This is a genomic window from Cuspidothrix issatschenkoi CHARLIE-1 (assembly GCF_002934005.1).
Lineage (GTDB): Bacteria > Cyanobacteriota > Cyanobacteriia > Cyanobacteriales > Nostocaceae > Cuspidothrix > Cuspidothrix issatschenkoi.
In genome coordinates, this window is record NZ_PGEM01000143.1 from 14,755 (window position 1) to 40,277 (window position 25,523).

Below are 25,523 nucleotides of genomic sequence, written 5' to 3' on the forward strand. Positions count from 1 at the left end.
ATTCAACCTAGGGATTATTTCTTTAGGTGCATCTACTCAGAGAATAACTAAACTATGATATCAATAGTCATGCTAGGGGTGGCATCCTTAATGGATGGTACTTTGATGTTGACCAGAAATTTACCAACAGGTGTAATAGCCAAAGTATCTCCAACACAATTTACAAACAATTTAGAGAAGACCCAAGCTGAATTTTTTAGTATTGCTAAAGCATACAAACGGATTTGGTCAAAAAACTTAGTCTTAACAAATTTGTTTCCATTCAATGGAAAAAGTAGAGAATTAGCATCAGCAGTAAATACTGTTAACAGTTCAATTTCAACAACATTGACGGCAAAAGAAACAGAATTGTGTGCCTATGTGCCAGAAAATATAGCGGCACAGTCTCAATTGCAAAATGCTACTCACTCTCTACCAGCCCCTGTGAGTCAAATAAGTTTTCCCAAAATCAATATCTCACCGGCTAACGTTGTGCGATCGCTCGAAAGTTTCTTTAAGGCCATAAATAATCCTCTTGAGCAAAATAGCAGCCATGATTACGCACCTGTATTAATTGTCAGACGTAATTACTACAATTATGAAGTATGGGTCAATAATAGCTTTGTTGCCCGACTACCTGATCAAATTACTGCTAATTTTTTAAAAGAGCGTTTACAACAATTAGTTAGTTCACCAACTATACAACCGACTCAATTACAACCCGGACTAGTTGATAATACTCCTTCTCTAATGGTCGGCAATCGCTTACTATTTGCCATTAATCGCCAACTTTCTAATCAACTTGGTAGCAATGGTCATACTCTCGCTATACAATGGATAAATAACTTACGCATAGCCCTCCATGCAGAACCTCTAACCTTAGTACAAGGACAAATAGAGATATATGGATTAGAATCCTCAACCACAAAACTATCTGGTCTTGCTTCTTGGTATGGTGGCTATTTTCATGGTCGTTTAACAGCTAACGGAGAGATATACAATCAAGATGATTTTACCGTTGCCCATCGTTCCTTACCTTTCAATACCTACTTAAAAGTTACAAATACCAAAAATGGTAAATCTGTAATTGTGCGGGTTAATGATCGCGGTCCCTATATCTCCCCCAGAAGTTTAGATTTATCACGCACAGCAGCGCGTTGTCTTGGTAGCGAACACACTGGAGTTGTACCTTATCAAGCTGTAGTTTTACAACAAAATGCCCCACAAATGACCTTAAACCCATCTCCAGTAAAAACTCAAGAAATGGCTAATGCTAAAAGTGAGTTATTAGTTTCTAAATTTTAAGTACTTGGGCAAAATTAATTGCAGATTTGGGAAAACGATAGAAATCTCTGTATCTCTTGTCTTTCACCGTGGCGTAGCAACTGTCACTTTTCCTGAATATGCGATTTATCTTGTATAACTACTTAGCAGAGACGTTTCGCCGATACGTCTGTACAACAAGGAGGAAGAAATAAGAAAATCTTCCCCTATTTTTTAGGCTTATTTAGCCCCCTAAATCTCCCAAACCTGGGAGACTTTGAAATTCTTATTCTTCCCCCAGAATTGGGGGCTAGGGGGCATTAAAACCCTATTAGGCAACTTGATTAGACTGTACACCGTAGCTTGCTAAGGGGAGACTACAGAGGGGCAGATTATGTGCATCTTCATAGAAAATTGGTATAAGATAATCAAAATACGTGAACAAAAGTAAAATCGCTCAACACCTCTTTACTCTTGCCTTGCTATAGCGACAATTTTTAATACCAACTTACTTCACCCAATTATGTCAATATCTCCATCATTACAAAGCTTTGGTAATCATCTCATTTTGGGTATTTCTGGAACAACTTTAAACGATGATGATAAACGAGCATTAAATGAATTAAAACCCGTGGGAGTGATCTTTTTTGGCAAAAACTTCCTCGATGGCCTACCCTATCAAATTTGGTTAGAACAATTTAAAAATCTGATTTACGAAATTCGCCAATATACTGAACGTGATTTAATGTTTATTACATTAGATCATGAAGGAGGTCGGGTTGTGAGAACACCTTTACCAATTACCCGTTTTCCTTACGCCCATTTATTAAAATCTCAAGCTTACGAAGTGGCAAAAGCCACTGGACAAGAATTAAAATCATTAGGAATTAATCTTTCTTGGGCCCCGGTTGCCGATATTTTCTCTAATCCCCAAAACCCGGTTATTGGTCCGCGATCTTTTGGAAATACACCAGAAATTGCTAGTCAATATGTGCGGGAATATTACCGAGGATTAAGAGAAGAGGGAATTTTAGGTGCTGCTAAACACTTTCCTGGTCATGGAGATACTAGCACAGATTCCCATTTAGAATTACCCATATTAAATTTAAGTCGAGAAGACTTGCAAAACCGGGAATTGATTCCTTTTCAAGCATTAATTGGGGAAAAAATTCCCTTAATTATGACAGCCCATATTTTATTTCCCCAAATTGATCCAAAAGTTCCTGCCACTTTATCTAAAACTATTTTAACTGATATTTTGCGTCAAGAATTAGGTTTTTCAGGGGTGATAGTTTCCGATGATTTAGACATGAAAGCCGTGTCAGAAATGTTTATGGAATCTGGGACAATTGCACGGGCTTTTCATGCTGGTTGTGATTTATTTATAGTTTCTCGCAATATCAATTCTGGCAATTTAGAACGAACATATAAAATAGCTGAAGATTTTTATGCTAGTTTGAATAATGGTAGTTTAAATGCAGATGTAGTGGAAACTGCAAGGGAAAGAATCGAAAAGTTATTACAGATAACTCCTCAATATTCGGTTTCGACTCTTGAAAAGGAAACATTGGTAAAAAATGCCCAATTATCTATTAGTTGTGTTTTTTAGCTAATTATTTTTTTCTCCAGGACTTTACGCAAAACAGAACGAAAATAGGGGTAATTCATAAATTACCCCTACGCAAATTCCTAAATTCGTCAGCATGGATCTATTCTTTCTTTTATGTCTGATAGCATTAGATTAAATATTAACTTGATATTAAGCTATTAATACTACCCTTATTTTTTACCCATATAAGTTACATTTTGTCAATATAATTTAGATGCGTTTCCCCTGGCTATAGCCCGCTATTATCAAAAAACTTTTTCAAGATTGTTATACTAATCCCAAATTGCAGATAGAAAAGATATGCCGAGGTTTCATTTAAAAAGCAAAAAATTCCAGTTTTCCCAGGGACAAAAATTAGTTTTTACCTTGGTTACGGTTGTTGCTTGTTTGTTTCTAAATTTGAATTTTTCTTGGGCAGCAACGGCGGCCAAGTATTACACTGAGTTAAAGTTTCCCCCAATTTCAGCAATTAAGTTACCCAAGTATGAAAGATATGTACTAGAAAATGGCTTGGTAGTTTATTTGATGGAAGATCATGAACTACCATTAGTAACGGGTACAGCATTGATCAAAACCGGTAGTCGTTGGGAGGCAGGAGAAAAAACAGGTTTAGCGAGTCTGGTGGGTTCTACATTGCGAAGTGGTGGCACTCAAAAGCATTCCGCAGATGAGTTAAATGATATTTTAGAACAACGTGCCGCATCCGTGGAAACAGATATTGGTGAAGCTGCTGGTAGTGCTAATTTTGAGGCATTGAGTGAAGATGTAGACATGGTATTTGGGTTATTTGCAGAGGTGTTGAGAGAACCGGCTTTTGCCCAAGAAAAGTTAGATTTGGAAAAAACTCAAATTCGTGGTGGTATTGCTCGTCGCAATGATAATCCTAATAGTATTGCCAGTCGAGAGTTTAGAAAGTTAATTTATGGACAAGATAGTCCTTATGCGCGAACTGTAGAATATGCAACTCTGGATAAAATTTCCCGTGATGATATGGTGAAGTTTTATCAGCAATATTTTCACCCCAATAATATAATTTTAGGGATTGTGGGTGATTTTAATGCTCAAAAAATGCGATCGCTCATTCAATCTAAATTTGGTAACTGGAAATCTCATCCTCAAATTGCTAAAACCCAATTACCAGAAGTTTTACAAGCTAATTTAGGAGGTGTGTTTTTTGTTAACCAACCCCAACTTACCCAAAGTAGTGTATTCATAGGTCATTTAGGCGGAAAATTTGATAATCTTGATTATCCAGCACTGGATGTCATGAATGGGGTTTTAAATGGCTTTGGAGGACGTTTATTTAATGAATTGCGATCACGTCAAGGTTTAGCTTATTCTGTTTATGGTTTGTGGAGTCCCCGGTTTGACTATCCCGGAACATTTGTTGCGGGTGGACAAACTCGCACAGAAACCACAGTTCAGTTTATCAAATCTCTACAAACAGAAATTAAGCGTTTACAAACTACAAACATCACAGCTAAAGAATTAAATAAAGCCAAGGATTCAACATTAAATTCCTTTGTTTTCAACTTTCAAGATCCTAGTCAAACTTTATCTAGGTTAATGCGATACGAATATTATGGTTATCCCTCTGACTTCTTATTTCGTTATCAAAAAGCAATTACAGCTACCACAGTAGCAGATGTAAAACGGGTGGCTAAGAAATACTTGCAACCAGAAAAATTAGTTACTTTAGTAGTCGGAAATAAAACTGGGATGAAACAATTATTAACTAGCTTATCGGCTAAGGTAACAACCATAGATATTACCATTCCTGGCACGCAACCAGCAGTCCAAAAATAGGAAATATCTATTTCATTAGCATTGATAATGCGGGCATTTTGCCCGCGAAAAATATATTCAGAAATTCTCTATATTAAGCTGTTGTGCAGCTAAATCGAATAAACAGCATTACCTTTATTTTTAACTTTGCGCTCCCATTTAATAATAAGACCTCCTTCGTTTATATCTTTAGAGTAAATTTAAAATCTAAAATGCAAAATAAATCACAAAAAAAGAGGGTTTTTCCCTCTTAAAAAAATTATTTAGAAATGTAGTGAGTTGTCAGTAATGACAACTATCAATAATTATTCTTCAGTAGCTGCGGGAATTTCTTCTTCAATCTCTGTCGCTGCGGGAATTTCTTCCTCAACTAGAGCATCCACTGGTGCGACTTCTTCAGCTACGGCTTCTACTGCTGTAGTTAGACCTTGCTGTTTAGCAAGCAATTGTTCCCGATACTTAGCTGCCATTTCTTCGGCCTTATCATAAACCAAATCACGGTTCTTGATCATGTCACCGGGTTCTGGTTCTAACTGTTTGGTAGACAGTGAAATCCGTCCTCTTTCTGCATCCAAGTCAATAATCATGACTTTGACTTCATCATTAACATTGAATACACTATGGGGGGTGTCAATATGCTCGTGGGAAATCTCAGAAATGTGTAGTAGTCCGCTGACTCCACCAATATCAATGAAAGCACCGTAAGGTTTGATACCGCGAACAGTACCAATGACCACTTCGCCAACTTCCAAACGGTTCATCTTACGCTCAACAAGCGCTCGACGATGGGAGAGAACTAGGCGGTTACGCTCTTCATCTACTTCTAGGAATTTTAAAGGTAGTTCTTCGCCTACTAAATCTTCCTTGGGTTTGCGAGTGCTAATATGAGAACCGGGGATAAAGCCGCGTAGTCCTTCAATTCGCACTAATGCTCCGCCTCGATTGGTTGCGAAAACGCCAGAACGGACAGTAGCATCTTCTGCTTGTAACTGCCGTACTCGCTCCCAAGCACGCATATACTCAATCCGACGAATTGAAAGGGTAAGCTGACCATCTTCATTTTCATCTGTAAGGATGAAAAATTCCCGTGTTTCGTTTGATTGTAAGACTTCTTCCGGGGCATCAACCCGGTTAATAGACATTTCTTGTATGGGTATATATGCTGCGGTTTTCGCACCTATGTCAATCAGAGCGCCGCGCGGCTCTATACTGAAAACTGTACCCGGTACGACATCACCAGGGCTGAAATGATAGTCGTACTTATCAAGTAGAGCAGCGAAATCTTCGTGAGTAAATCCAATTTCTGGGGCGGTTAAATTCTGATTGACCATGCTAATGTGTTCCTGGTTTTAGTCTCCGTAAAGGTTTTGTCATAAATGCGGTTCTTATGTAAGCGGTTGAATAAACTTTTCCTCTTACATTCCTGTTTTATCCTAGCTTAGAATAGCTAGTCTTAACACATATCAACTTCCAGATATAAAATTATATCATATTCAGGAGTCACCGAGTCAGAAGAAGAAAGAAGAAGATAATTTTTCCCCTCAATACTACTCAGTTAAGGATTTTGACTTTTTCTTTGAGGCAGGGAGAGGAGTTTGCAATTTTCTTCCCTGCCCCATGCTCCCCGATCCCATGCAGTCTCAACTGCCAACGGCAATTATATCAGGCTTTGTGATATCAGCAGTGTCTGTGAACACCCGATTGCCGATTTTGCAACCCATTAATGGCAAAAGATCTTGCTGTTACTAATGCTTGAGCGCCAGCATCTTCCAAGATATATTGGATGCGATCGCTGGGATATTCAGGGTCTAAAGGTATATGAGTAGCTCCTGCCTTCAAAATTAACAATAACCATCATAGCCACACAAATCTCCCCAGCTATCGCCTAAAATCAACTCTTAAGACAGGTTAAGATTAAAAGACCACAGCTAAAAATAGGCGATTCTGTTGGTATGAAAATTTATGTTAGTGCAGATATTGAAGGAATTGCGGGAATTGCTGATTGGGACGAAGCAACTTTGGGTAAGGAAGGATACGAAATATTTCGAGAACAGATGACCCGTGAAGTTGTTGCTGCTTGTGAAGGGGCGATCGCTGCTGGAGCGACAGAGATTATTATTAAAGATGCCCACGACACAGGCAGAAATATTGACCCTTCTCAATTACCATACCCAGTACAACTAATTAAAGGTTGGAGTGGTCACCCTTATAGCATGGTACAAGAGTTAGATTCTAGCTTTGCGGCCTTAATTTTGATTGGTTATCATTCCCCCAGTGGTTCAGGACAAAATCCCTTAGCACATACATTTAATCCCAACATCAACCGGATGTTATTGAATGGTCAACCTATAAGTGAGTTTCATTTAATGACCATGACTGCGGCTTATGAACAAGTGCCTGTGGTATTTGTATCTGGTGATGCGGCTCTATGTCAATCGGTCAAAGTCTATAACTCTAAAATTGAAACTGTCTCCACCATTAAAGGTATCGGTGAGTCAGTGTGGGGAATTCACCCGCAATTAGTGCTTGAGCAAATTCAAGCAGGTGTCACACAGGCATTACAACAGCGAAAACAAATTCAGGTGCAACCCTTACCGGAGTATTTTCACTTTGAGGTGGAATATAAACATCCACCTCTTGCTTACAAGTATTCTTTTTATCCAGGTGCAAAACTAAAAGGTGAACAATCAGTTATTTTAGAAACGAATGATTGGTTTGATATCATCCGCGCCCTGTTATTTATTGCTTAAAGTAACGTGAAGATCCTAAGTTTTACCTTTATATAGTAAAACCTGGTCAACTTATGACTCTGGTTGTATAATTAACCAGTCCCTCCAATCAAAAAAACTATTTCGAGAATTGGCCATTAGTCCATTAATTTTAGCTTAATCAGGTATATATGTGGCAACAACAAAAAAAAGATAGTCTTATCATCAATTTTTCCTTATTAATGGCTGTCGCTACCACTCCCCTGGTAGCAAATTTATTAGTCTCCCTACCTGTGGACGCACAAGAGGAAAAATCTCAAAATAATAGTCCTGATAGTACGGCTAGTCCTACTAGTTCTCCTAGTCCTGCTTTTCCCCTACCAACAAAAGTAGAAAATGGGGCTGTAGTGAAAATAGATGGTTCTATTAACTCGATAATTGTTAATCAAAGCCTGAAAGAGAACTTTGAAAAAAAGTTTTCGGGAACTCAAGTAGAGATTTATATTAATGGTAATGAAGATGCCATTAAATCAGTTTTAAATGGTAAAGTTGATGTAGCAGCATTAGGACGCAAACTAACTCCAGAAGAAAAAGCCCAAGGCTTAGAACAAATTTTAGTCAGACGAGAAAAAATTGCTATCGTTGTCAGTACGAATAATACCTTTTATGATTCTTTAAGTAGTGAAAAATTTGCTAAAATTTTTCGAGGAGAAATTACAGATTGGTCGGAGCTAGGTGGTAATCAAGGTAAAATTAGATTTATAGATCGTCCTACTATCAGTGATACTCGCAGTTCTTTTAAAGAATACGCAGTGTTTCAATCTGGTTCCTTCATGACAGGTGGTAATGCTGTACAAATGGTGGAAGATAACACACCCAACATTTTGAAAGAATTAGGTAGTGATGGCATTAGCTATGTTTTAGCTAATCAGATTTCTAAATTAGAAGATGTGCGGGCATTGAGAGTACAAGACTATTTCCCCAGTAATTCTAAATATCCTTTTTCACAGTCTTTTGTTTACGTTTATAAAAAAGATCCCAGTCAGAAAGTCAAGGATTTTCTAGGCTTTCTGCTATCTGAATCAGGAAAAGATTCTGTAAAAGCTGCAAGAGAAGCAGAAGCATTGGCGATCGCTGCTAGTAGATTACAAACTATTTCCATCCCTACAGTTACACCCAATATCAACCTGACAACAGCCTCTATACCTCCTACCCCTACCCCTACAGAGACCTCTACAGACACCCCTACAGCCAGTCCAACACCATCTTCTGAGTACACTCCCGAAATCATCATCACACCTGAACCAGTAGAAACAGGCGGAGAAGTACTGCTGGTAAATCCCTTTAGCAATCCCTCAATGATTAACAAAAATCTGAGGTTTTTCCTCCTATTACCTTTGCTGCTAATGGGTGGATTAAGCACCTTTATCCCTTTGTGGTTGAGGAGAAGAAAGCCATTAGCTAATGAAGAAAATGAACCTATTACCGCAGCAGCAGCAAGTCCTACCCTATTAGATGCAAAAACAGTGATTGCAGTTACTAATAACCATCAAAATGGTAATGGTTTAAATCGGGCAAATTATTACAATTACAAACAAGAAAATTCCCAGGAAGTAACAGCAATTGGTAATGTAGCACTTCTAGAGACACCAGTAACAATTCCTACAATTAATCAAACAAATAGAGTTTCTGACCTTGATTTCGATTCTAATTTGGATTTAGACTTAGATTCTCACCTCGATTTAGAATATACTGAAGGATTTTGGGATATAGAAGCCCCTGTAATTGTTGTTAATAATCACTATCCACAAATTCTCAATATTGGCCAGAAACTAATTCAACACAATACCACTAAAAAAGAACTGAATAGTCAAGTATTAGAAACACCTCAAGCACCACCTCAACCTAAAATTACATCCCTATCTGAACTATTAGGTATTAGTGCTACTTCTACGTCCACGAAACAAGATATTACCCTATCGAAATTACCGGATATCACCCCTACACCAGTTAACCAACCATCTCAAGATCAAGATTTATCCTACTTACCATTAGAATTAGGACAGGCTTTAAATGCTATTAGTAATCCAATTACACTACAACCGACACCTGATTTAGAAGAAGTCATATCTCGCACTCCATTACCTTCTAAAGCTAGCAATGACGATATAGCAATGGACTTAGATGCAGAGATAGAAGCCTGGACTAATATTAATCAAATTAATGGAGATGGCAATACCAGAATTATTTTCACTCCCCGTACTCCCAAATGGGCTTATGTATCTTGGTCTATTGCCCCAAATCATCAACAAACATTAGAAAATCAAGGATTTAGATTTACTACCTTAGCAGTGCGTCTTTATGATGTCACTAACCTTGACCTCAGCTATCAGCGTCCTCAATTCATTCAACAATACGAATGTGAAGCCGCCACCTATAGTTGTTATGTACCTATTCCCAGAGGTGAACGGGACTATATGACAGAGATTGGTTATATGAATCATAGTAATCAATGGTTGTGTTTAGCCCGTTCTGGTGTAGTGCGTATTTTCAGTCGTCCTAGTGCCAATTTCTGGTTTGCTGTGGATACGGAATTAATCCTATATGGTGTGACTGAAGAAGGTGCAACTGTCACTTTTGATGGTGAAAAAGTTAAACTCAATCCTGATGGTACATTTAAGCTAACTCTTCCCTTTGTAGATGACTTTGCTGATTATCAACTGATAGCTACTTCTACTAATAAGGAAGATACTAAAATTATTCACAAGAAGTTTTCTCAAGGATAAAAGCAAAAGGGAGAGGTTTACCAGAGGGGTCAAATTATTTTTGTCGAAACTCACGTCAATTGAATGTGCGTGGTTTGAAACCCTTGTAGAGACGTCCCGACGGAACGTCTCTACCTGATTGAGATGATCAATCATCCATTTCCTTTAATGTCGCTAAAGCAGAGGGTGATAAGCGACTGAGATAACGGAAGATCCAGTATTTGAATATGGTGTCTAAAACAACAGGAAATGTAGCGATAAAAAGGAAGATATAATTTCTACTTGCAGGTAAACCTAGATGTGCTGCAAATCCTTCAAGTAATATTTCCCATCCATGTGGTGAGTGAAATCCGACAAATATATCTGTGAATAAAATAATTAAAAAAGCTTTAGCACTATCACTTAAACCAGAAACAATATTATCTAGAAAATATTGTAAAGAAATAATATCTCTTTTGCTAAATAAAATTACTAATACAAAGGAAATAGATGCTAAAATATCTGCAAAAATATTACTAATAGCAATAGCACTTTTATGTCTAAATTCTCCTGCTATTTCCACGGCTTTTTCTCTAAGTTGAGATTCTACATCTACTGAAGAACTATTGGTATCTGCACTTAATAAACTCTTAAATCTTAATTTTGCTGTAAATATTTTTAATTCACGAAATGCTTTTTCTTCCATTTCTTCATTCAGAAAAATAGCATCAGAGTTATGATTTATCTGCTGTTCTACCATAGGTAGAATAAATATCCGCTTAGATAGTTGAGTAGTTAGCAAGGGAATAATGATCAGCACTAATAAGAATCTAACAGCGATAGTTGTGCGCTGTCTAGAAATTTGATATTTTTTGATAAATTCTTCCTCAGCATTAGGAGATATCTCGCTGAAGATTTTTTTCAAGGTTCTACTAATTGATCTAGGTAATATCCCGGTTTTGAAATAACTAAATGGTTGTGAATTTACATCCTGATTAGATGATGATGATTTTTTCACGGTGGTCTTAATCTGAATAACATGATCAATACCTCTGACTATAACAATTAGAAAGGTTTATATTCAACTGTGAAATAAATACCATTTTCTTGTACTGTATTTCCAGTTCTATCTATTTTAACTAAGGGAATACCCCAGTCAATTCTAGAGACATACTGCAGATTATACGTTTTTTAGAAAAACAAGTCCAGAAGGCAGGGGTAAAATTACGTAATCTTTACATAAAGAGTAAGTTCCAAAAGAGCCTTTTATTGATAAAGGTAACTAGATATCAGCCATGAGAACTAGATTTTATCAACAAATCTTAATATATTTTCCTAATTAAAGTAGGACTGGTATATTTAGTGTAAAAATATTTCTACTGAAAATAAGCTGCAAAGAAAATTATGACTTTATCTCCTAACCTCAAAGGTGCATTTGCTCATCCTGTACTAAAAGTAATTAGCGGTTTGAATAATTTCAATGCTGCTAGTGTAGCTGCAACTGTAAAAGCGGCTGATTTGGGTGGCGCTACCTTTGTAGATATTGCTGCTGATGTGGATTTGGTGAAATTAGCTAAAAGCTTGACTAAACTACCTATTTGTGTGTCTGCGGTTGAACCTGAGAAGTTTGTAACTGCTGTGGCTGCTGGTGCTGATTTGATTGAAATTGGTAATTTCGATTCTTTCTATGCCCAAGGACGCAGATTTGAAGCTGCTGAGGTTTTGGAACTAACGCGCCAAACTCGCGCCATGCTGCCAGAAATTACCCTATCTGTCACTGTTCCCCATATACTTACCTTAGATGCACAGGTACAACTAGCTGAGGATTTGGTAAAAGCCGGTGCTGATATTATTCAAACAGAAGGCGGTACTAGCAGCAATCCTATACATCCAGGTACTTTGGGATTAATTGAAAAGGCTGCTCCTACTCTAGCCGCAGCTTATGAAATTGCCCGTGTGGTTTCTGTGCCTGTATTGTGTGCTTCTGGTATTTCTAATGTTACTGCACCTTTAGCGATCGCATCTGGTGCTGCTGGTGTTGGTGTTGGTTCTGCTATCAACCAACTCAATAGCGAAATCGCCATGATTGCTGCTGTCCGTAGTTTAGTAGAAGCTTTGGCTACTGCAAATATTCGGGCATTGGCGTAAGAAGCAGGAGGCAGGAGGCAAGTTATTCATAGCTTAGTCTAAACTCTAGTCAGAATAGCAACACATTTTTTATTTTCTCAGAATCAGGAGGTTGTCGAGTTTCGACTACGCTTAACTACCGCGACTTGTACTGAGCTTGCGATGCCTTGAGCTAGTCGAAGTAAGTCGAGATAATATCCAGGATTTCAGGATTTACAGCGTAGAAAAAGTTCGTAGTAAGGAATTAATTCCTCGCTACGAACTTGGATGTAGGGACAATTCATGAATTCTCCCTACATTGTTTTTCACCTGATGTCTATTACAGTTGGGGGACAAACTGAGACTTATCAGGGACAACAGTGTACTCAGCCACAATTTGTCTAAATTCGTCACCGTCAATGGTTTCTTTTTCAATTAATAAATCAACCAGACGATCTGTGAGGTTACGATTTTCCCGCATAATTTTCTTAGCGGTTTCATAACATTCTTCTACTATTGTCCGCACTTGTGCATCTATTCTACAAGCGATCGCTTCTGAATAATCGGATCTGGTTGTCCAGTCCCGACCCAAGAATACTTCACCTTGTTGACTTTCTAAAGAAACGGGTCCTAAATCGGACATCCCAAAGCGTGTTACCATTTGTCTGGCCATACCGCTAACTTGTTGCAAGTCACCACCAGCACCAGTAGTTACTTCCGCCGCACCAAAAATGATTTCTTCGGCTGCACGACCGCCCAAAGCACCAGTAATTCTGGCTTTAATTTGAGAACGGGTAATTAAACCTTGTTCCTCATTAGGCATAAACCAAGTTAAACCTTGTGCTTGTCCTCTAGGAATCAAAGTTACTTTTTGAACTGGATCATGGTCTTTTAAGACTGTACCCACTAAAGCATGACCAACTTCATGATAGGCAATTAACCGCTTACTCTTGCTATCTACCAGGGGAGTACCTTCCATCCCTGCAACTACGCGATCTACAGCATCATCAATTTCTGATAAAGTGATGCCTTCCTTACGTCTTCTAGCGGTGAGAATAGCTGCTTCATTTAACAGGTTAGCGAGATCCGCACCACTAAAACCAGGTGTTCGTCGAGCGATCGCTTCTAAGGATACGCCAGGATCTAGCTTCTTATTTCTCGCATGAACTTGTAATACTTCCAAACGGCCTTTAATGTCTGGCGCATCTACAGTTACTTGTCTATCAAAACGACCGGGACGCAACAAAGCAGCATCTAGGACATCAGGACGGTTAGTAGCAGCAATAATAATAATGCCAGTATTGCCTTCAAAACCATCCATTTCCGTTAATAATTGGTTGAGGGTTTGTTCTCTTTCATCATTCCCACCACCAATACCCGCACCACGTTGACGACCCACAGCGTCAATTTCATCAATGAAGATGATACAAGGAGCGTTATCTTTTGCTTTCTTAAACAAGTCACGGACACGGGAAGCACCCACACCCACAAACATTTCCACAAACTCAGAACCGGAAATACTAAAGAAAGGAACACCAGCTTCACCTGCAATGGCTTTTGCCAGTAAAGTTTTACCAGTTCCTGGAGGACCCACTAACAACACACCTTTAGGAATACGCGCACCAACGGCTGTAAACTTTTCAGGTTGTTTTAAGAAAGTTACAACCTCTTGTAATTCTTCCTTAGCTTCTTCAATTCCCGCCACGTCATCAAACTTGACTCCAGTTTTCGCTTCCATTTGGAAACGGGCGCGGGACTTGCCGAAATTCATCGCTTGTCCAGGGCCACCGGGAAGATTATTAGAACGACGGAACAAAAAGAACAATCCCGTAATCAATAATACAGGGAAAACTAAATTACCCAAAAGTCCCCAGATTGCACCATCGTTTCGCATAGGATGGGCATCAAAACTCACTTGGTTCTGTTTGAGTTTTTGGATTAATTCAGGGGCATTTACAGGCAAATCTACACGCCAGCGTTGAGTGCGGTTTTCGATATCAGGATCATTTGCTTCAATAATGGCAGTTCTACCACCATCGTAAAGATCGACATTGATCACCCGGTTTGCGTCCAAGTATTCTAGAAAACGCCCGTAGGTCATGCGGGTATTGGCTGCATTTCTACCTGTATCCGCAGGAGCGCTGGCAAAAGCACCTTGCCAGAAGAAAAAGCCAATCACCAGAGCCAATACTGACCATAGTGCTACAACTCTCCAAGAGAATTTCATCTTTGATTTGCCTCTAAATGTCAATATGCTATACAACAGATATCTGGACTATGATTTTTGTGATTACGGTGATTTGCGTAATTTATTTGATTGAGACGACATATTAATCCGTCACAGCCATTAATCATCAACATCATCAACATCATCAACATCATAAAAATCACAGTTCAGACGATTTTGTTTAATTCGAGTCTGAGAATGAGATGTCTTATGGCAGATCCACGATTTTTATCAAGAATCTTAATTAAACTTAACCTAATTCTAATACAAATTTGCCCTAGAAGCACAAGCTCAGAGTAAAAACCTGATATGGCAGGTGACTGTTGACGGTGGACTGTTACCTACTCTCCTAAACTCCTGACTCCTGAACTCCTGAATTCTGCTATATTACTTAACTTCCGTAATTTTTAAGGTATAGGGTAGATATTCTTTTTCCTTATAAGAACCAATCCAAATTTGATAAGTTCCTAGTAGCCATTCCCCAACAATACCCGGATTTTTACCGTCAAAGTCATCATTACACCAAACTCCACCGGGTCCTTTAATAATCATGGTTGTATCTGCTGGACTGTCAACCACCAATTTAAGATAATCAAATTTACTGGTAAGTCTGAGAGTATGATCTGGGTCTTGATCCACAAATCCCTTACAGGGGCCTGTGGGTTGTGTTTCTTTTTTTCCCGCTATGGTATCTCCTGATATTGCACCACCACTCATACCACGCACTGTCCAAGGATCAGGGGAAAATGGGTGTTTAATAGTCACATCGCCAAAAATGGGTGAAGTTGTTTGAGCATTAGCTACTGTATTAAACCCTGCTATAATGCAAGTTATAATTATGATTCCTTGACTAAAAATTGTTTTTGACATTGGTAATTATAGAAAATTGGTAAATACCTTTAACGACATGAATCTCAGATTTGAAGTTCCTTGAAAAAATTTCAGGTTCTGAATGCTGATATAGCAGGAGGCAGAAGGCAGGAGGGAAAGCCTGATCCTATGTAATTTTTAAATTTCAGTTCCTATCTCGTTCAACTGCATACAGCTATATTAAATTAACTTTTTAATATCGCCATAAACGGGATAAAACCCTCCATTAACTTCCGATCAATAGCGAACTGCTTGCAGCAGCGCTTCGCTATCGCCCAAAAATAATTAAAAAATCACGTTAAAATGCCCGAAACCCATACCTCATATTTGGTTGATCCTGTCAATGCGTAAGTCCTATTAACTTATCTATATAAAACTGAAAATGATTGCTATAATAAAAACATCAATTTGATTTATTAACTGTGATGACTATTAAGGAATTACTCTTACAAGAAATTGACAACACACCCAATGAACTTTTAGAAGATGTGTTTGGTTTTTTGCAATCACTCAAAACAGCACCACAAAAACCCCCAGCTACCTATCAAGAATTGTTAGAAAGAATAGATTACTTAGAAACAATAGTAGGTATTCGTAAAGGATTAGATGAATTTGAGTGTGGTGAAGGGATTCCTGCTGATCAAGCTTTGGTAACCTTGCAAAAAAAATTTAATATTCCTCCGCGCTCATGAATTATCAAGTTATTATTCAACCTACTGCATTTCAAGAAATTGAAAGTTCTTATCGTTGGATGTGTGATAATTTAAGTGCTGAAGTAGCGAACAATTGGTATTACCAACTTGAAGATGCTATTGCGTCACTAAAAAAATTTCCTACCCGATGTAGTATAGCTCCAGAATCAACAAAACTTGGTCGTGAAATTCGCCAACTATGGGTAGAAAAACAAAGAAAATATCGAGTTTTATTTGTTGTTGAAGATGATATTGTAGCTATTATTCATGTTCGTCACAGTCGTCAATCTTATCTAGATGAAGAGTCTGAATGAGATTGAGTTTGTGAAGATTCTTTTTTGGGATTTGATTTTTATATGATTATTGTTGGGTTTTCTTGTGTCAACCCAACCTAAAAACTACTACTTTTTAATACCTTTAATAAATGCTGTTCTTGCATCAATAATGGAAGGCATTAAAACACAACTCGCCAATAAATCTATATCTAAATCTGGCAATAATTCACTTCGATTAATTTGCTCATAATTATCATTTTTAAGATAATATAGAGACAATTGATTATTTTCCCAAAACCAGACTTCGGTAATATTAAACCGTTTGTATTTTTCGAGTTTATCAATACTGCCACTGGTAATATTAATTTCAATTGCTAAATCTGGATTTGCTTTTTTCTCTCCGATGTAATAAGATTCATCAGGTTCAAAGGAAGCACTTTTTTCTTTTGCGCGACGAGTAGCACTACCTACTGGAATAAAGTTTATACCTTTTTCAAAAAAGTATAATGCTAAGAATATAGCAATTACACTTCTAATAGTTTCATATTGTTCACCAAGTGTCATAAATTCGATGTACCCATCAAGATAAGTTATCCGCAAATTTCCTGCGTCTGCGGTTAAGGTTTCTATTATTTCAAATTCTTTCCAGGTGTAATGGCCAGGTAGAAGAAATTGCTGTTCGGAAATTGTGGTGGTTTTGTCTAAGGTTTGGATAGTCATAGTAATTTTATGGTTATGACTTTAATCTCGATTATAACTCATGGTCGGGTGATAATTCTCCGGTGAGGTGAATCTTTCGGTGGTGTATCTGTCATGCTCCGAACTACTTACAGGATCACTTCGTTATCGCTCTAGTAATCCCTTGTAATGGTTGGGTGAGATGATGTGAACAGATACAGGATTTTTGGGTTATAATTTGGGGTTATTAATAGTGGGTTATATTATTGCTAACCCACCGAGATTATTACTTATTTCCTAAAAATTCATCTACGGTAATTCCTGCTTGTCTAATTAAACTTCTCAATAAACCTGGTGCTAGTTCTTTATGATTAGGAACTGATAAAATAGGTTTTGATTCGTGCCAAAGTATGATATGACTCCCTGTTTGATGATCTACAGCATAGCCAAATTTTTCAAATATTTTGACAGCTTGTTTACCGGAAATATTTGATAAGCGTCCTATTTATACTACTACTTCCCCTACAAAAGATTGAGATTCTTTGGTTACATAGGGTTTTCCATGTTTTTCTAATACGTGAAGATAGCCTTTGATAGCATCCTTGATATTTTCAATTGCTTCATCTAAGCTTTTACCTTGACTGACACAACCAGGAAGTTCTGGTACTTCAGCAATGTAACCTTGGTATTCTGAATCATAGGTGAATATTACTTGAAATTTCATAGCGTTTTTTTGGGAGGTCTTTTTTTAATTTAATTTATAAGTTGGTTTTCCTTGTGTCAACCCAAACTACATCTTAAGTCTACTTTTTTATATTATAGCAGTTTTTGTCATTTTCTGCCATTTTAGCTAAACGATTATACCACTCCTTCATATCTGAAACAACAGTTTTATCACGGCATGAGTTATAAATTAACACATAAAATTTTGTTTCTGAAGTTACAGAATCTTTCATTATTACTTTATCAAAGTTAATTCCTTGCCGAGATTTAACCTCTATGGAAATCTGAAATTTTCCAGCAATTTCTCTCAGCAACTTTGCGACAAAAATCTGTTCTGTTTTGCCCTCTACAAAAATTGCTAATTTTTTCACTGTTCTATATTCTCCTTATTACCAAACCCCTCCATATAGAATTGAGTTGCAAAAAAGTCGAAATTGTTTAAACCAGTAAATACTCAAAAACAACACCGCGATAAATTTCCGCTATTGGTAATTCAACCCCAATTGACTCTAAAGAAATGGATTTTTCTAAATCATTAAAATCACTTAATAACCAACCTTGAAATTGTTTACTATATTTTTCTATAAAAGGGACAATAGATGCCGCAAACTCTTGCCTCTTGCCTACCCTCACGGAAAGACTTTCTCAGCAAACCCTATTTATAGTTAACAATACATCTGGTTAAGATCCCCGACTTCTTTCTTTAGTCGTGTCATAAAATTACGATTTATTATCAGAAGTCGGGGATCTAAATACTATGCTGAATGCTTACAAATTAGGTTTATAGATTCATGTAAGAATCTATCCCACCGACTTCAAATTCACAGGCTCTAGAAACCACATCAGGGGGTAATTTATCAAAACTGATTAATGGTAAATAATCAGGATTATCTATCAGTTCTTTAGCTAATAAATAACCGGTAATAGTCCAAGTTTGATATTTCCGCGCTTGTTTACCAATTAATCTCCCTTTTTTACCATCGTAATATTCTGGCCATTCATCTTCACCCAGTCTAGCCGCAGCAATTTCAATGGCTTTTTCTGCTAGTTGTGGTTTCTTGGTTTTCACTGTTGCTGCTGCTAACATCCACATTAAAACAGGCCAACTGCCGGCATTATGATAAGACCAAGGAATGTTTTTCGGATCGCATCCTGTGACAACTCGATATTCTTCACCTTGTAAAGCAGGATAACAGATTTTCATGGGCATATCTGCTACTAAATCTTCCCATCTTTTTTCAATGAGATTCATAATTGCTTGGGACTGTTCTTCTGTAGATAAATTAGAAATTACAGCCATTAAGTTTCCCAGGGTGAAGAAGCGAGTATCAAATTGTGATGGTCCGACATTTCCAGCAAAATAACCACCTTTTTTCGGTAGCCATTTATCTAACTCATAATAAGGTAAAGAATCAGCATAAATATTGAAAAGATTAACGGCAGTTTTTCCGTATTCTTCACCTTTAAAACGATAAATTGCATTTAACCGATTAATATCTATCCAATAATACTGACGAATATGACCACATAATAAAGGTAGACGGTTATCAATTGCTTCCACAATATCCTCATTACCTTTACAAATTAGTAGTTCTCGCGCTGCACGTAAAGCCGTAAAAAATAGAACTTGAATTTCTAACGGATGGCCATAAATACCCATGCGTCTATCTATCATACACGCCCCATCAGGAACTAATAGGGTGGGGTACATATCAAAACGATTTGCCAAACAGATATCCATAATTAACCTAATTCCTGTTTGGAATTCAGGTTGATAAGCAAGGGAAGGATCTTTAGTAGCAACTACATAAGCACGTAATAAAATTAACCACCATAAACAAGAATCAACTGGTGTAACTCTGGCGATCGCGTGTTCACCAAAATCAGCTTCTAAATGTTCTTCCCCATTAATAGATACAACCTTAAAACTGGCGGGAATTAAACCTCTACCGGGTTTATAGGCATCTAAAGCCCTTTCTTTTGGCTGTAATTTTAATGTTTCTTCCAGGAAATTCTTGACAATATCTGTTCTGTCTTTGATGAGAAAAATTAACGCCGAGGAAACAAAATCTCGGATAAAACATTGGTCATAATTTAATGCTTCCACGGATGAATCATAGGCTGCGACAGTACCTACAGGCTGACCTTTGTAGTAGAGAATAGAATTCTCTAAAGATTGCCATGCTTCATTTTCTATATTTTTACTGGTCTCCAATTTGTTTAGTTGCATTACCAGACTAACTCCATTTAGATAGTAGATTTGTTGGTCGTAGATACGCCCTTAATTATTATTGATGTAATTTTGCAAATAGCAAATATCCATCTATTAACAATAGAAAAACTCAGTCAATAAAAAAACCTAACTGCAATCATGTTTAGCAGTTTTTTTAATTTGCAAAAATACAGTTTATTCTGTATGTAGAATAACTAGAATATAGTATATCTACTTAATCAGAAATTGGCTATTGAAACGAAAAGATATATTATTCCCCTACGACTTAACAATTTATAACGTTTTTTCAAAATATGCAACATAAACAGTTAAATTTTTTTTGGGAATTAACACTGATGAAGGGATATATATTTTACAAGTCCTGTATAAGTTGAAACTTTTGATACGCTTGATTAATTGCTTGCATGGCGATTTTAGCACTGACAGAACTGTTAATATCAGGATGATATAATCTGGCTAATCTCAGATAGGCAAGTTTAACTTGTTTGGGGTGAGTTTTCGGTTCTACTCCTAAAATTTCCCACCATTCCCCAGTTAAGGGTAAATTATCATCGTTATTAACTTGTCGCCAAATTTTGATAGTTCCACTTTGACCACCACTAATCAATATTTTACCATCTCGACTAAAAGCTAGGGGACTAAACCCAGAAATAGTTGCTAATAATTCTCTAGTTTGAATATTCCAAAGTTTAATAATTCCATCTTCACTACTACTAGCAATAATTTTACCATCTGGATCAATAGTAATACAAGAAATACTCCTAGTATGACCATCTAAAGTAGCAGCTAATTCGCCATTTTTGAGATTCCAAAATTTAATTTCACCATCTGCACTGCCACTAACTATAGTTTGGTTATCGGGAGTAATTACTAATGTATTTACTGCTGCTAAATTCTGATTAAGAATATAAAGGTTTTTACTAGTTTGTAAATCCCAAATTCTGATAGTTTTATCAGCACTACCACTAACAAGAGTTGTACAATCAGGACTAATAGCAACAGCTAACACCGCGTCCCTATGTCCATTTAAAGTATGTTTGATTGTTCCTGTATAACTTCCCCAAATTCTAATGGTTTTATCTGTACTAGCACTAACAATAATATTACCATTAGGACTATAAGCAAGTGCATTAACAAAACCATTATGACTATAGGGAGAAGTTAAATAAGAGAAGGAACGATTATATTTTTTTGTTGCTAATTCCCAACTGCTAATTTTTTGATCTACACTACCACTAATTATTTGTTTTCCATCGGGACTAATAGCTACAGATAGCACAGCTTCAGCTTGTCCAGAGAAAGTATATAAACAGTTTCCTGTTGGCAAATCCCAGACATTAACTTGTTTATCATCACTACCACTAATTAAAATTTTATTATCAGGATGAATAGCTACTGCATTGACATTATGAAAGTGTCCTTTAAGGGTTTTTACACATTGCCAAATTCCAGTTAATTGAGGAGTCATATTTAGTATATTGGGGTTAACATCTGGTTCAAGTTTAGGTAATTTATCTTTTATTTCAGATTTTATTTTTTTGATTTCATCTTCAATTTCTAACGATGTAAATTTTCCATTTAGATCATCACCAAATAATTCTAATAATGCTTGAAAATAATAATCATTTTGCAAAACTTTTGCTTCCATGCGTTCAAAAACTTGCATCGGAGTTTCTGGAAATTCTGAATCATCTAATAATTTAGTGACACCATAAGCAGCAAGTCCTAAAACTGCACCAATTCCTGTCATTGATGCTGTACCAATACCAAAAGCTAAACCAATTTTAGGAGCAACAAATCCCATATTACCGATAATACCAGAAATACCAAAACCACTAACAGCACCTATTCCCATTGCACCAACAGCTACTTTATCTCCTTGTATAATTCCCGTGAAAGCACCATAAGCAGCAGCACCCGCAACCGCACCCACAGCAGTAACAGAAGCAGCACCTATTCCTACTCCTCCAAAGCTTCCAGCTATTCCTATACCTCCTATTGTGGAGGATAAACCCGCACCTGTTAATGTTCCGGTCGTGATAAATGTTGCACCTGTTTGGGATGTTGGTTTCATGGTTATGAATTATTGTCAGAATCAAGATTTATAAAATGATAGCATTGGCTTTATAAATATGTAAAAATTAGAAAGTACCAAGATTGATAAAAAATATGAAAATATGAAAAGCGGTGACAGAATTGAATTTAGCTTTTGGGAAGCAGGATGTTTAATTTGGGTAGGTGCAAAAGATTTAGGTGGACTATCTTATCATGAGTTTTGTAATCTGATTTGGGGTAATGATTTAGAAAAATGTAAAAGATTTATTTTAGAATATCACGCATTTTTACCCATGAATCTTTATCAAGATGATGGTTATAGAGTGCAAGTAGTTATGGGTGAATTAAATTCACAAGAACAGGAGGAATGGATAGCAAGAGTGAGATGGAAATTAAATCTTAACTGTGGTGCTATGGTAGTTTCAGGAATAGCAGATGATGAGGAAGATGAATTTATAAATATGCCATCTGCAAATGAATTAAAAAATGGTGATAATTTACAATGTTATGTAGAAGTTGCACCGGGAATATATCAAGTAGAAATTTATAGTTATGCACCGGGAGATTTATCTACAGGATGGGGACAAATTACGGGTAGTAGTTTATTTAAACCAGCCCCCAGAATTGAACCAGAATCAATTAAAGATTACTTTTTGAGAACTCGAAAATTAGCAGAAATGCCAGCCTGGATAGGTTATGAAATTACCGAAAATTCAGAAAAAAGAAGTGAATTTTATCAAGCTGCTGTAGAGGAAAAATATATTGATTTTATTATCAGATTATCTCCTGTAATTAAAGATTTACCTGTAGTACAAATTGGTGATGATAGTTCTGTTAATTGGGAGTTTCGTAAACCAGAAAAATGTCCGTTGGGTATTGTGGGAATGAAAGATTAGTGGTAAGATTTCCTTTACATTCAAATTTTCTATAATCTAACTCGATTTATTTACATTATCTTCCGTGACTAGAACTCGTGAACCTTTAATTAGTTTGGCACTGTACCACGCCTTTAAGTGGTCTGTAGTTAGCCCCATGTTATACGCATACTTCAAAGGCAAGATTTATGGTGCGGAAAATGTCCCTCAAAGCGGTGCTGTGATAGTTGTTAGTAACCATGCTAGTTATTTTGACCCGCCTATAGTTTCCAGTTGCGTGCGTCGTCCAGTCGCATATATGGCCAAAGAAGAATTATTTAAAGTTCCTGTTTTAGCCCAAGCGATTAAATTATACGGTGCTTACCCCGTCAGTCGCGGTACTGCTGACCGCAATGCTATCCGTGCTGCTTTAGAATTTTTAGACAATGGTTGGGCTTTGGGTGTATTTTTGGAAGGTACACGCACGACCGATGGTCGTATTACTGACCCGAAAAAAGGTGCAGCACTCCTCGCTGCTAAGTCTCAAGCGCCTTTTTTACCTGTGAGTTTATGGGGAAGTGAACAAATTTTACAACCTGGTTCTTCTTTACCTCGTCCAGTGCCTTTAACTATTAGAATTGGGGAATTAATTGATCCTCCTAGTTCTACTAATAGGGATGAGTTAGAAAGAGTAACTCAAAAATGTGCAACGGTAATTAATGAAATGCACGATTTAGGAAGGTGAAATTGTAAGAATTCAGGAGTCAGGAGTCACCGAGTCAGGAGTCAGAATATTTGTTTGTAGCGGGAATTCTCTATAAGCAAAATTTTTTCATCAATTCAGGACTTATGCAAAACATCACGAAAGCAGGGGTAATTCATGAATTACCCCTAGGAAACAATCAGGTTTTTGATTACTTGGTGCGTAAGTCCTACAATTATCAAAAATGAATCAAAAACTCTAATTATTAGTAGACTCTATAAAATGTATGAGAATACCAATTATTTTATCTACATTTACCAGAAAATATTCATTCAAATCAATAGTAATTGTGGTTGCTTCTAATTGCATAAATTTCCAGATACTTCCTGTAGTAATCACTCCATAAATTCTTTTAATTTCTTGATTTTGTCGTTGGTTAAATAATTGAGCGGCAATCATTTCCGCCATACATTGAGCTAAACCAGATTCTATATTATCATTTTTAGCTTCTACCAAGGTAATAATAGGTGATTCTATAATTAATTGTTCATTAGATTTACTAATCAGAAAATCACAAAATCCAGTTAAACCTTTTTGAGCATCTACATTAAAATCTTTACCTGAAAATAAACTAATTTGATTATTTAATTGTTTTCTCACTTCAATCAAGATAGGTGTAACTATCATCTCTGAACGGGATTTTTCAGAGTTAATAGATAAAGCTAAGGGAATATTATATTCCAAAGTTTCGTCCAGCAATTGACTATATTTACGCTCGGAAACTTGAGCAAAAAATCCCACTTTTTCAGAAAGGGTGATGCCAAAATCTGATTTAATTTGTTCTAAAGTAAATTGACTGTATGACATTGGCAATAATTAAATAAATTTTCAAGTTTATAGTGATAGGAAAATGGTTATGGCAACCAATTAACATCTAGTAATTGTGACAAAGTGTAAGGACATTCAGGCGGAAAAGTTATTGAAAATCCAGTTTTTTGATTGAGATACTTTAAGGCTTTTTGATAAACTTTCTCTAAATTATCATCGCAATGGTTACGTAAATTTGTAGTTAGATAATCCTGTAATTGATTTCTAAAACTCATAATTTCTGCCTTCCAATGATTAGCATTATAGCCTGATTCTAGAGTCCAATATTGCAAAAGTAGTAAATGTCTAATAATTTGTTCTAATAAACTTTCTACTGCTAATTTATCTCTGCGTCCCAATAACTCCAACTCCTCAATTAAATTATCTAAATCTAATTCTGTTAATCTTTTTTCTTTTAACAGTTTAATTGTGATTTGTAGCCATTTTTCATTATCTTTTTCATAAAGATATGGCAAGTTTATCTTTAAATCTGTGGGAAAAGCCATAACTTGTCCTCATCTATTAATATAACTAATATAGCAGTTGATAGGATTAAAAGCTAGTAGGGTGCGTTAGTAGTAACGTAACGCACCATTTTAAGTTATAGATTGGGTTAAGCGAAGCACAACCCAATGTCAGCAGTGTTAATTATTCAGTAATCTTACTAAGAATTATAACAAATACGAACATCACAAACATTTTTAAGTATCATATTAGTTTAAAGCTGAATATTTATAAGGATTAAAGAAAATGAGTAATATTAGTAATATTTTCGGTGATTTAGATTTCTCCTCTCTAAAATACAACTCTGATTTTAAAGAAGATAGTGTGAGAGAAGTAATTATTTTACCAATTTTAAAGGCTTTAGGTTATACAGAATTTAATATAGTTCGCAGTAAAACTTTACAACGTTTCTTTATTATTTTGAAGTTTTTATGATAAATATAGCCTTAAAAAATCGCCAATGGATAGAACAAAAAAATTATTTTCGTAAAGCTGATCCAAAAGTCAATTATTGGTTTGATTTTTATTACAATAAATTACAACGTTATAGAGATAAATTTGGGAATGATTTTTGTCTCATAATCGCCGGTTCAGAGAACCAAGAGGGTGATTTTTATGCAATTCCTTTTATGGCTCTACTAGAGTGGT

25 protein-coding genes and 1 pseudogene are annotated in these 25,523 nt (G+C 36.5%); 12 read left to right on the forward strand and 14 right to left on the reverse strand.

Features of this window, described 5'->3' with window-relative positions; translation table 11 throughout:
• Nucleotides 1–54 precede the first annotated feature (54 nt).
• The 3 genes from CUN59_RS22370 (at nucleotide 55) to CUN59_RS17390 (ending at nucleotide 4,657) form a co-directional block, all read left to right on the forward strand.
• Nucleotides 55–1,284: a septal ring lytic transglycosylase RlpA family protein gene (locus tag CUN59_RS22370; RefSeq protein ID WP_104389031.1), complete on the forward strand. Its 1,230-nt coding sequence runs from the start codon at nucleotides 55–57 to the stop codon at nucleotides 1,282–1,284.
• Between the two features lie 481 nt (nucleotides 1,285–1,765).
• Nucleotides 1,766–2,851, forward strand: coding sequence for a beta-N-acetylhexosaminidase (gene nagZ / locus CUN59_RS17385; RefSeq protein ID WP_104389032.1), 1,086 nt, complete (start codon nucleotides 1,766–1,768; stop codon nucleotides 2,849–2,851).
• Between the two features lie 300 nt (nucleotides 2,852–3,151).
• Entirely contained in the window at nucleotides 3,152–4,657 is a 1,506-nt protein-coding gene (locus tag CUN59_RS17390; protein ID WP_104389033.1) for a M16 family metallopeptidase, read from the forward strand.
• A 284-nt stretch (nucleotides 4,658–4,941) separates the two neighbouring features.
• Here CUN59_RS17390 and CUN59_RS17395 read toward each other — a convergent pair whose 3' ends face one another.
• The gene (locus CUN59_RS17395; protein ID WP_104389034.1) at nucleotides 4,942–5,967 is read right to left on the reverse strand and encodes a 30S ribosomal protein S1; all 1,026 of its coding nucleotides are present in this window, start codon (nucleotides 5,965–5,967) and stop codon (nucleotides 4,942–4,944) included.
• A gap of 346 nt (nucleotides 5,968–6,313) precedes the next feature.
• The gene (locus tag CUN59_RS21195; RefSeq protein WP_165790221.1) at nucleotides 6,314–6,475 is read right to left on the reverse strand and encodes an AMP-binding protein; all 162 of its coding nucleotides are present in this window, start codon (nucleotides 6,473–6,475) and stop codon (nucleotides 6,314–6,316) included.
• A gap of 113 nt (nucleotides 6,476–6,588) precedes the next feature.
• Between CUN59_RS21195 and CUN59_RS17400 the strand changes: the two genes are divergently transcribed.
• Nucleotides 6,589–7,386, forward strand: a complete 798-nt coding sequence (locus CUN59_RS17400; protein ID WP_104389035.1) for a M55 family metallopeptidase — start codon at nucleotides 6,589–6,591, stop codon at nucleotides 7,384–7,386.
• Between the two features lie 149 nt (nucleotides 7,387–7,535).
• The gene (locus tag CUN59_RS17405) at nucleotides 7,536–10,130 is read left to right on the forward strand and encodes a substrate-binding domain-containing protein (protein WP_104389036.1); all 2,595 of its coding nucleotides are present in this window, start codon (nucleotides 7,536–7,538) and stop codon (nucleotides 10,128–10,130) included.
• A 127-nt stretch (nucleotides 10,131–10,257) separates the two neighbouring features.
• Here CUN59_RS17405 and CUN59_RS17410 read toward each other — a convergent pair whose 3' ends face one another.
• Complete coding sequence (locus tag CUN59_RS17410) at nucleotides 10,258–11,013, reverse strand: CemA family protein (protein WP_243406978.1); 756 nt, start codon at nucleotides 11,011–11,013, stop codon at nucleotides 10,258–10,260.
• 479 nt (nucleotides 11,014–11,492) lie between these two features.
• Here CUN59_RS17410 and CUN59_RS17415 point away from each other — a divergent pair, with 479 nt between their 5' ends.
• Nucleotides 11,493–12,236 carry a DUF561 domain-containing protein gene (locus CUN59_RS17415; RefSeq protein ID WP_104389038.1) on the forward strand — a complete coding sequence of 248 codons (744 nt, stop codon included), beginning with the start codon at nucleotides 11,493–11,495 and terminating at the stop codon, nucleotides 12,234–12,236.
• Between the two features lie 298 nt (nucleotides 12,237–12,534).
• On the opposite strand, the gene ftsH2 is transcribed toward CUN59_RS17415, so the two are convergent.
• Both ftsH2 and CUN59_RS17425 read right to left on the reverse strand, forming a co-directional pair.
• The gene (gene ftsH2, locus CUN59_RS17420; RefSeq protein ID WP_104389039.1) at nucleotides 12,535–14,421 is read right to left on the reverse strand and encodes an ATP-dependent zinc metalloprotease FtsH2; all 1,887 of its coding nucleotides are present in this window, start codon (nucleotides 14,419–14,421) and stop codon (nucleotides 12,535–12,537) included.
• Nucleotides 14,422–14,808: 387 nt separating this feature from the next.
• Nucleotides 14,809–15,291 (reverse strand): hypothetical protein, encoded by a 483-nt coding sequence (locus CUN59_RS17425; RefSeq protein WP_207765439.1) that lies wholly within the window; start codon nucleotides 15,289–15,291, stop codon nucleotides 14,809–14,811.
• A 425-nt stretch (nucleotides 15,292–15,716) separates the two neighbouring features.
• Between CUN59_RS17425 and CUN59_RS17430 the strand changes: the two genes are divergently transcribed.
• Both CUN59_RS17430 and CUN59_RS17435 read left to right on the forward strand, forming a co-directional pair.
• Nucleotides 15,717–15,983, forward strand: coding sequence for a prevent-host-death family protein (locus tag CUN59_RS17430; protein WP_104389040.1), 267 nt, complete (start codon nucleotides 15,717–15,719; stop codon nucleotides 15,981–15,983).
• Complete coding sequence (locus CUN59_RS17435; RefSeq protein WP_104389041.1) at nucleotides 15,980–16,297, forward strand: type II toxin-antitoxin system RelE/ParE family toxin; 318 nt, start codon at nucleotides 15,980–15,982, stop codon at nucleotides 16,295–16,297. The genes CUN59_RS17430 and CUN59_RS17435 overlap by 4 nt, the downstream gene beginning before the upstream one ends.
• Nucleotides 16,298–16,384: 87 nt before the next feature.
• On the opposite strand, the gene CUN59_RS17440 is transcribed toward CUN59_RS17435, so the two are convergent.
• The 7 genes and pseudogenes from CUN59_RS17440 to CUN59_RS17470 all read right to left on the reverse strand — a co-directional run bounded on the left by CUN59_RS17440 (nucleotide 16,385) and on the right by CUN59_RS17470 (nucleotide 21,966).
• Nucleotides 16,385–16,978 carry a Uma2 family endonuclease gene (locus CUN59_RS17440; protein WP_104389042.1) on the reverse strand — a complete coding sequence of 198 codons (594 nt, stop codon included), beginning with the start codon at nucleotides 16,976–16,978 and terminating at the stop codon, nucleotides 16,385–16,387.
• Nucleotides 16,979–17,222: 244 nt separating this feature from the next.
• A complete protein-coding gene (locus CUN59_RS17445; protein WP_104389054.1) occupies nucleotides 17,223–17,441 on the reverse strand; it encodes a type II toxin-antitoxin system HicA family toxin in 219 nt (72 codons plus the stop codon).
• Nucleotides 17,442–17,660 carry a type II toxin-antitoxin system HicB family antitoxin gene (locus CUN59_RS17450; RefSeq protein WP_104389043.1) on the reverse strand — a complete coding sequence of 73 codons (219 nt, stop codon included), beginning with the start codon at nucleotides 17,658–17,660 and terminating at the stop codon, nucleotides 17,442–17,444. It abuts the gene before it with no gap.
• A 79-nt stretch (nucleotides 17,661–17,739) separates the two neighbouring features.
• Nucleotides 17,740–18,030 (reverse strand): hypothetical protein, encoded by a 291-nt coding sequence (locus CUN59_RS17455; RefSeq protein WP_104389044.1) that lies wholly within the window; start codon nucleotides 18,028–18,030, stop codon nucleotides 17,740–17,742.
• Between the two features lie 67 nt (nucleotides 18,031–18,097).
• Nucleotides 18,098–18,250 (reverse strand): annotated as a pseudogene (locus CUN59_RS17460) (Uma2 family endonuclease); the annotation flags it as partial.
• Nucleotides 18,251–18,440: 190 nt separating this feature from the next.
• Nucleotides 18,441–19,889 (reverse strand): glycoside hydrolase 100 family protein, encoded by a 1,449-nt coding sequence (locus CUN59_RS17465; protein WP_104389046.1) that lies wholly within the window; start codon nucleotides 19,887–19,889, stop codon nucleotides 18,441–18,443.
• Between the two features lie 355 nt (nucleotides 19,890–20,244).
• Complete coding sequence (locus CUN59_RS17470; protein WP_104389047.1) at nucleotides 20,245–21,966, reverse strand: WD40 domain-containing protein; 1,722 nt, start codon at nucleotides 21,964–21,966, stop codon at nucleotides 20,245–20,247.
• Between the two features lie 103 nt (nucleotides 21,967–22,069).
• Between CUN59_RS17470 and CUN59_RS17475 the strand changes: the two genes are divergently transcribed.
• Together CUN59_RS17475 and CUN59_RS17480 are read left to right on the forward strand one after the other, a co-directional pair.
• Entirely contained in the window at nucleotides 22,070–22,843 is a 774-nt protein-coding gene (locus CUN59_RS17475; RefSeq protein ID WP_104389048.1) for a hypothetical protein, read from the forward strand.
• Between the two features lie 64 nt (nucleotides 22,844–22,907).
• Entirely contained in the window at nucleotides 22,908–23,546 is a 639-nt protein-coding gene (locus CUN59_RS17480; RefSeq protein WP_104389049.1) for a lysophospholipid acyltransferase family protein, read from the forward strand.
• Between the two features lie 216 nt (nucleotides 23,547–23,762).
• Here CUN59_RS17480 and CUN59_RS17485 read toward each other — a convergent pair whose 3' ends face one another.
• Nucleotides 23,763–24,371: a hypothetical protein gene (locus tag CUN59_RS17485; protein ID WP_104389050.1), complete on the reverse strand. Its 609-nt coding sequence runs from the start codon at nucleotides 24,369–24,371 to the stop codon at nucleotides 23,763–23,765.
• A 47-nt stretch (nucleotides 24,372–24,418) separates the two neighbouring features.
• Nucleotides 24,419–24,877: a DUF29 domain-containing protein gene (locus tag CUN59_RS17490; RefSeq protein WP_104389051.1), complete on the reverse strand. Its 459-nt coding sequence runs from the start codon at nucleotides 24,875–24,877 to the stop codon at nucleotides 24,419–24,421.
• 244 nt (nucleotides 24,878–25,121) lie between these two features.
• Between CUN59_RS17490 and CUN59_RS17495 the strand changes: the two genes are divergently transcribed.
• Together CUN59_RS17495 and CUN59_RS17500 are read left to right on the forward strand one after the other, a co-directional pair.
• Nucleotides 25,122–25,310 (forward strand): hypothetical protein, encoded by a 189-nt coding sequence (locus CUN59_RS17495; RefSeq protein ID WP_104389052.1) that lies wholly within the window; start codon nucleotides 25,122–25,124, stop codon nucleotides 25,308–25,310.
• The coding region (locus CUN59_RS17500; protein WP_133164044.1) for a hypothetical protein at nucleotides 25,307–25,523 on the forward strand (217 nt) is incomplete at its 3' end. The genes CUN59_RS17495 and CUN59_RS17500, both read left to right, overlap by 4 nt.

Excerpts from the sequence above, each read along its gene's own strand:
- CUN59_RS17495 (WP_104389052.1), top strand. The coding sequence starts at position 25,122 with ATGAGTAATATTAGTAATATTTTCGGTGATTTAGATTTCTCCTCTCTA.
- CUN59_RS17425 (WP_207765439.1), bottom strand. The coding sequence starts at position 15,291 with ATGTCAAAAACAATTTTTAGTCAAGGAATCATAATTATAACTTGCATT.
- CUN59_RS17390 (WP_104389033.1), top strand. The coding sequence starts at position 3,152 with ATGCCGAGGTTTCATTTAAAAAGCAAAAAATTCCAGTTTTCCCAGGGA.
- CUN59_RS17475 (WP_104389048.1), top strand. The coding sequence starts at position 22,070 with ATGAAAAGCGGTGACAGAATTGAATTTAGCTTTTGGGAAGCAGGATGT.
- CUN59_RS17395 (WP_104389034.1), bottom strand. The coding sequence starts at position 5,967 with ATGGTCAATCAGAATTTAACCGCCCCAGAAATTGGATTTACTCACGAA.
- CUN59_RS17440 (WP_104389042.1), bottom strand. The coding sequence starts at position 16,978 with ATGACTATCCAAACCTTAGACAAAACCACCACAATTTCCGAACAGCAA.
- CUN59_RS17485 (WP_104389050.1), bottom strand. The coding sequence starts at position 24,371 with ATGTCATACAGTCAATTTACTTTAGAACAAATTAAATCAGATTTTGGC.
- CUN59_RS17470 (WP_104389047.1), bottom strand. The coding sequence starts at position 21,966 with ATGAAACCAACATCCCAAACAGGTGCAACATTTATCACGACCGGAACA.
- CUN59_RS17430 (WP_104389040.1), top strand. The coding sequence starts at position 15,717 with ATGACTATTAAGGAATTACTCTTACAAGAAATTGACAACACACCCAAT.
- CUN59_RS17415 (WP_104389038.1), top strand. The coding sequence starts at position 11,493 with ATGACTTTATCTCCTAACCTCAAAGGTGCATTTGCTCATCCTGTACTA.
- CUN59_RS17405 (WP_104389036.1), top strand. The coding sequence starts at position 7,536 with ATGTGGCAACAACAAAAAAAAGATAGTCTTATCATCAATTTTTCCTTA.
- ftsH2 (WP_104389039.1), bottom strand. The coding sequence starts at position 14,421 with ATGAAATTCTCTTGGAGAGTTGTAGCACTATGGTCAGTATTGGCTCTG.
- CUN59_RS17465 (WP_104389046.1), bottom strand. The coding sequence starts at position 19,889 with ATGCAACTAAACAAATTGGAGACCAGTAAAAATATAGAAAATGAAGCA.
- CUN59_RS22370 (WP_104389031.1), top strand. The coding sequence starts at position 55 with ATGATATCAATAGTCATGCTAGGGGTGGCATCCTTAATGGATGGTACT.
- CUN59_RS17490 (WP_104389051.1), bottom strand. The coding sequence starts at position 24,877 with ATGGCTTTTCCCACAGATTTAAAGATAAACTTGCCATATCTTTATGAA.
- CUN59_RS17450 (WP_104389043.1), bottom strand. The coding sequence starts at position 17,660 with ATGAAATTTCAAGTAATATTCACCTATGATTCAGAATACCAAGGTTAC.
- nagZ (WP_104389032.1), top strand. The coding sequence starts at position 1,766 with ATGTCAATATCTCCATCATTACAAAGCTTTGGTAATCATCTCATTTTG.
- CUN59_RS17435 (WP_104389041.1), top strand. The coding sequence starts at position 15,980 with ATGAATTATCAAGTTATTATTCAACCTACTGCATTTCAAGAAATTGAA.
- CUN59_RS17400 (WP_104389035.1), top strand. The coding sequence starts at position 6,589 with ATGAAAATTTATGTTAGTGCAGATATTGAAGGAATTGCGGGAATTGCT.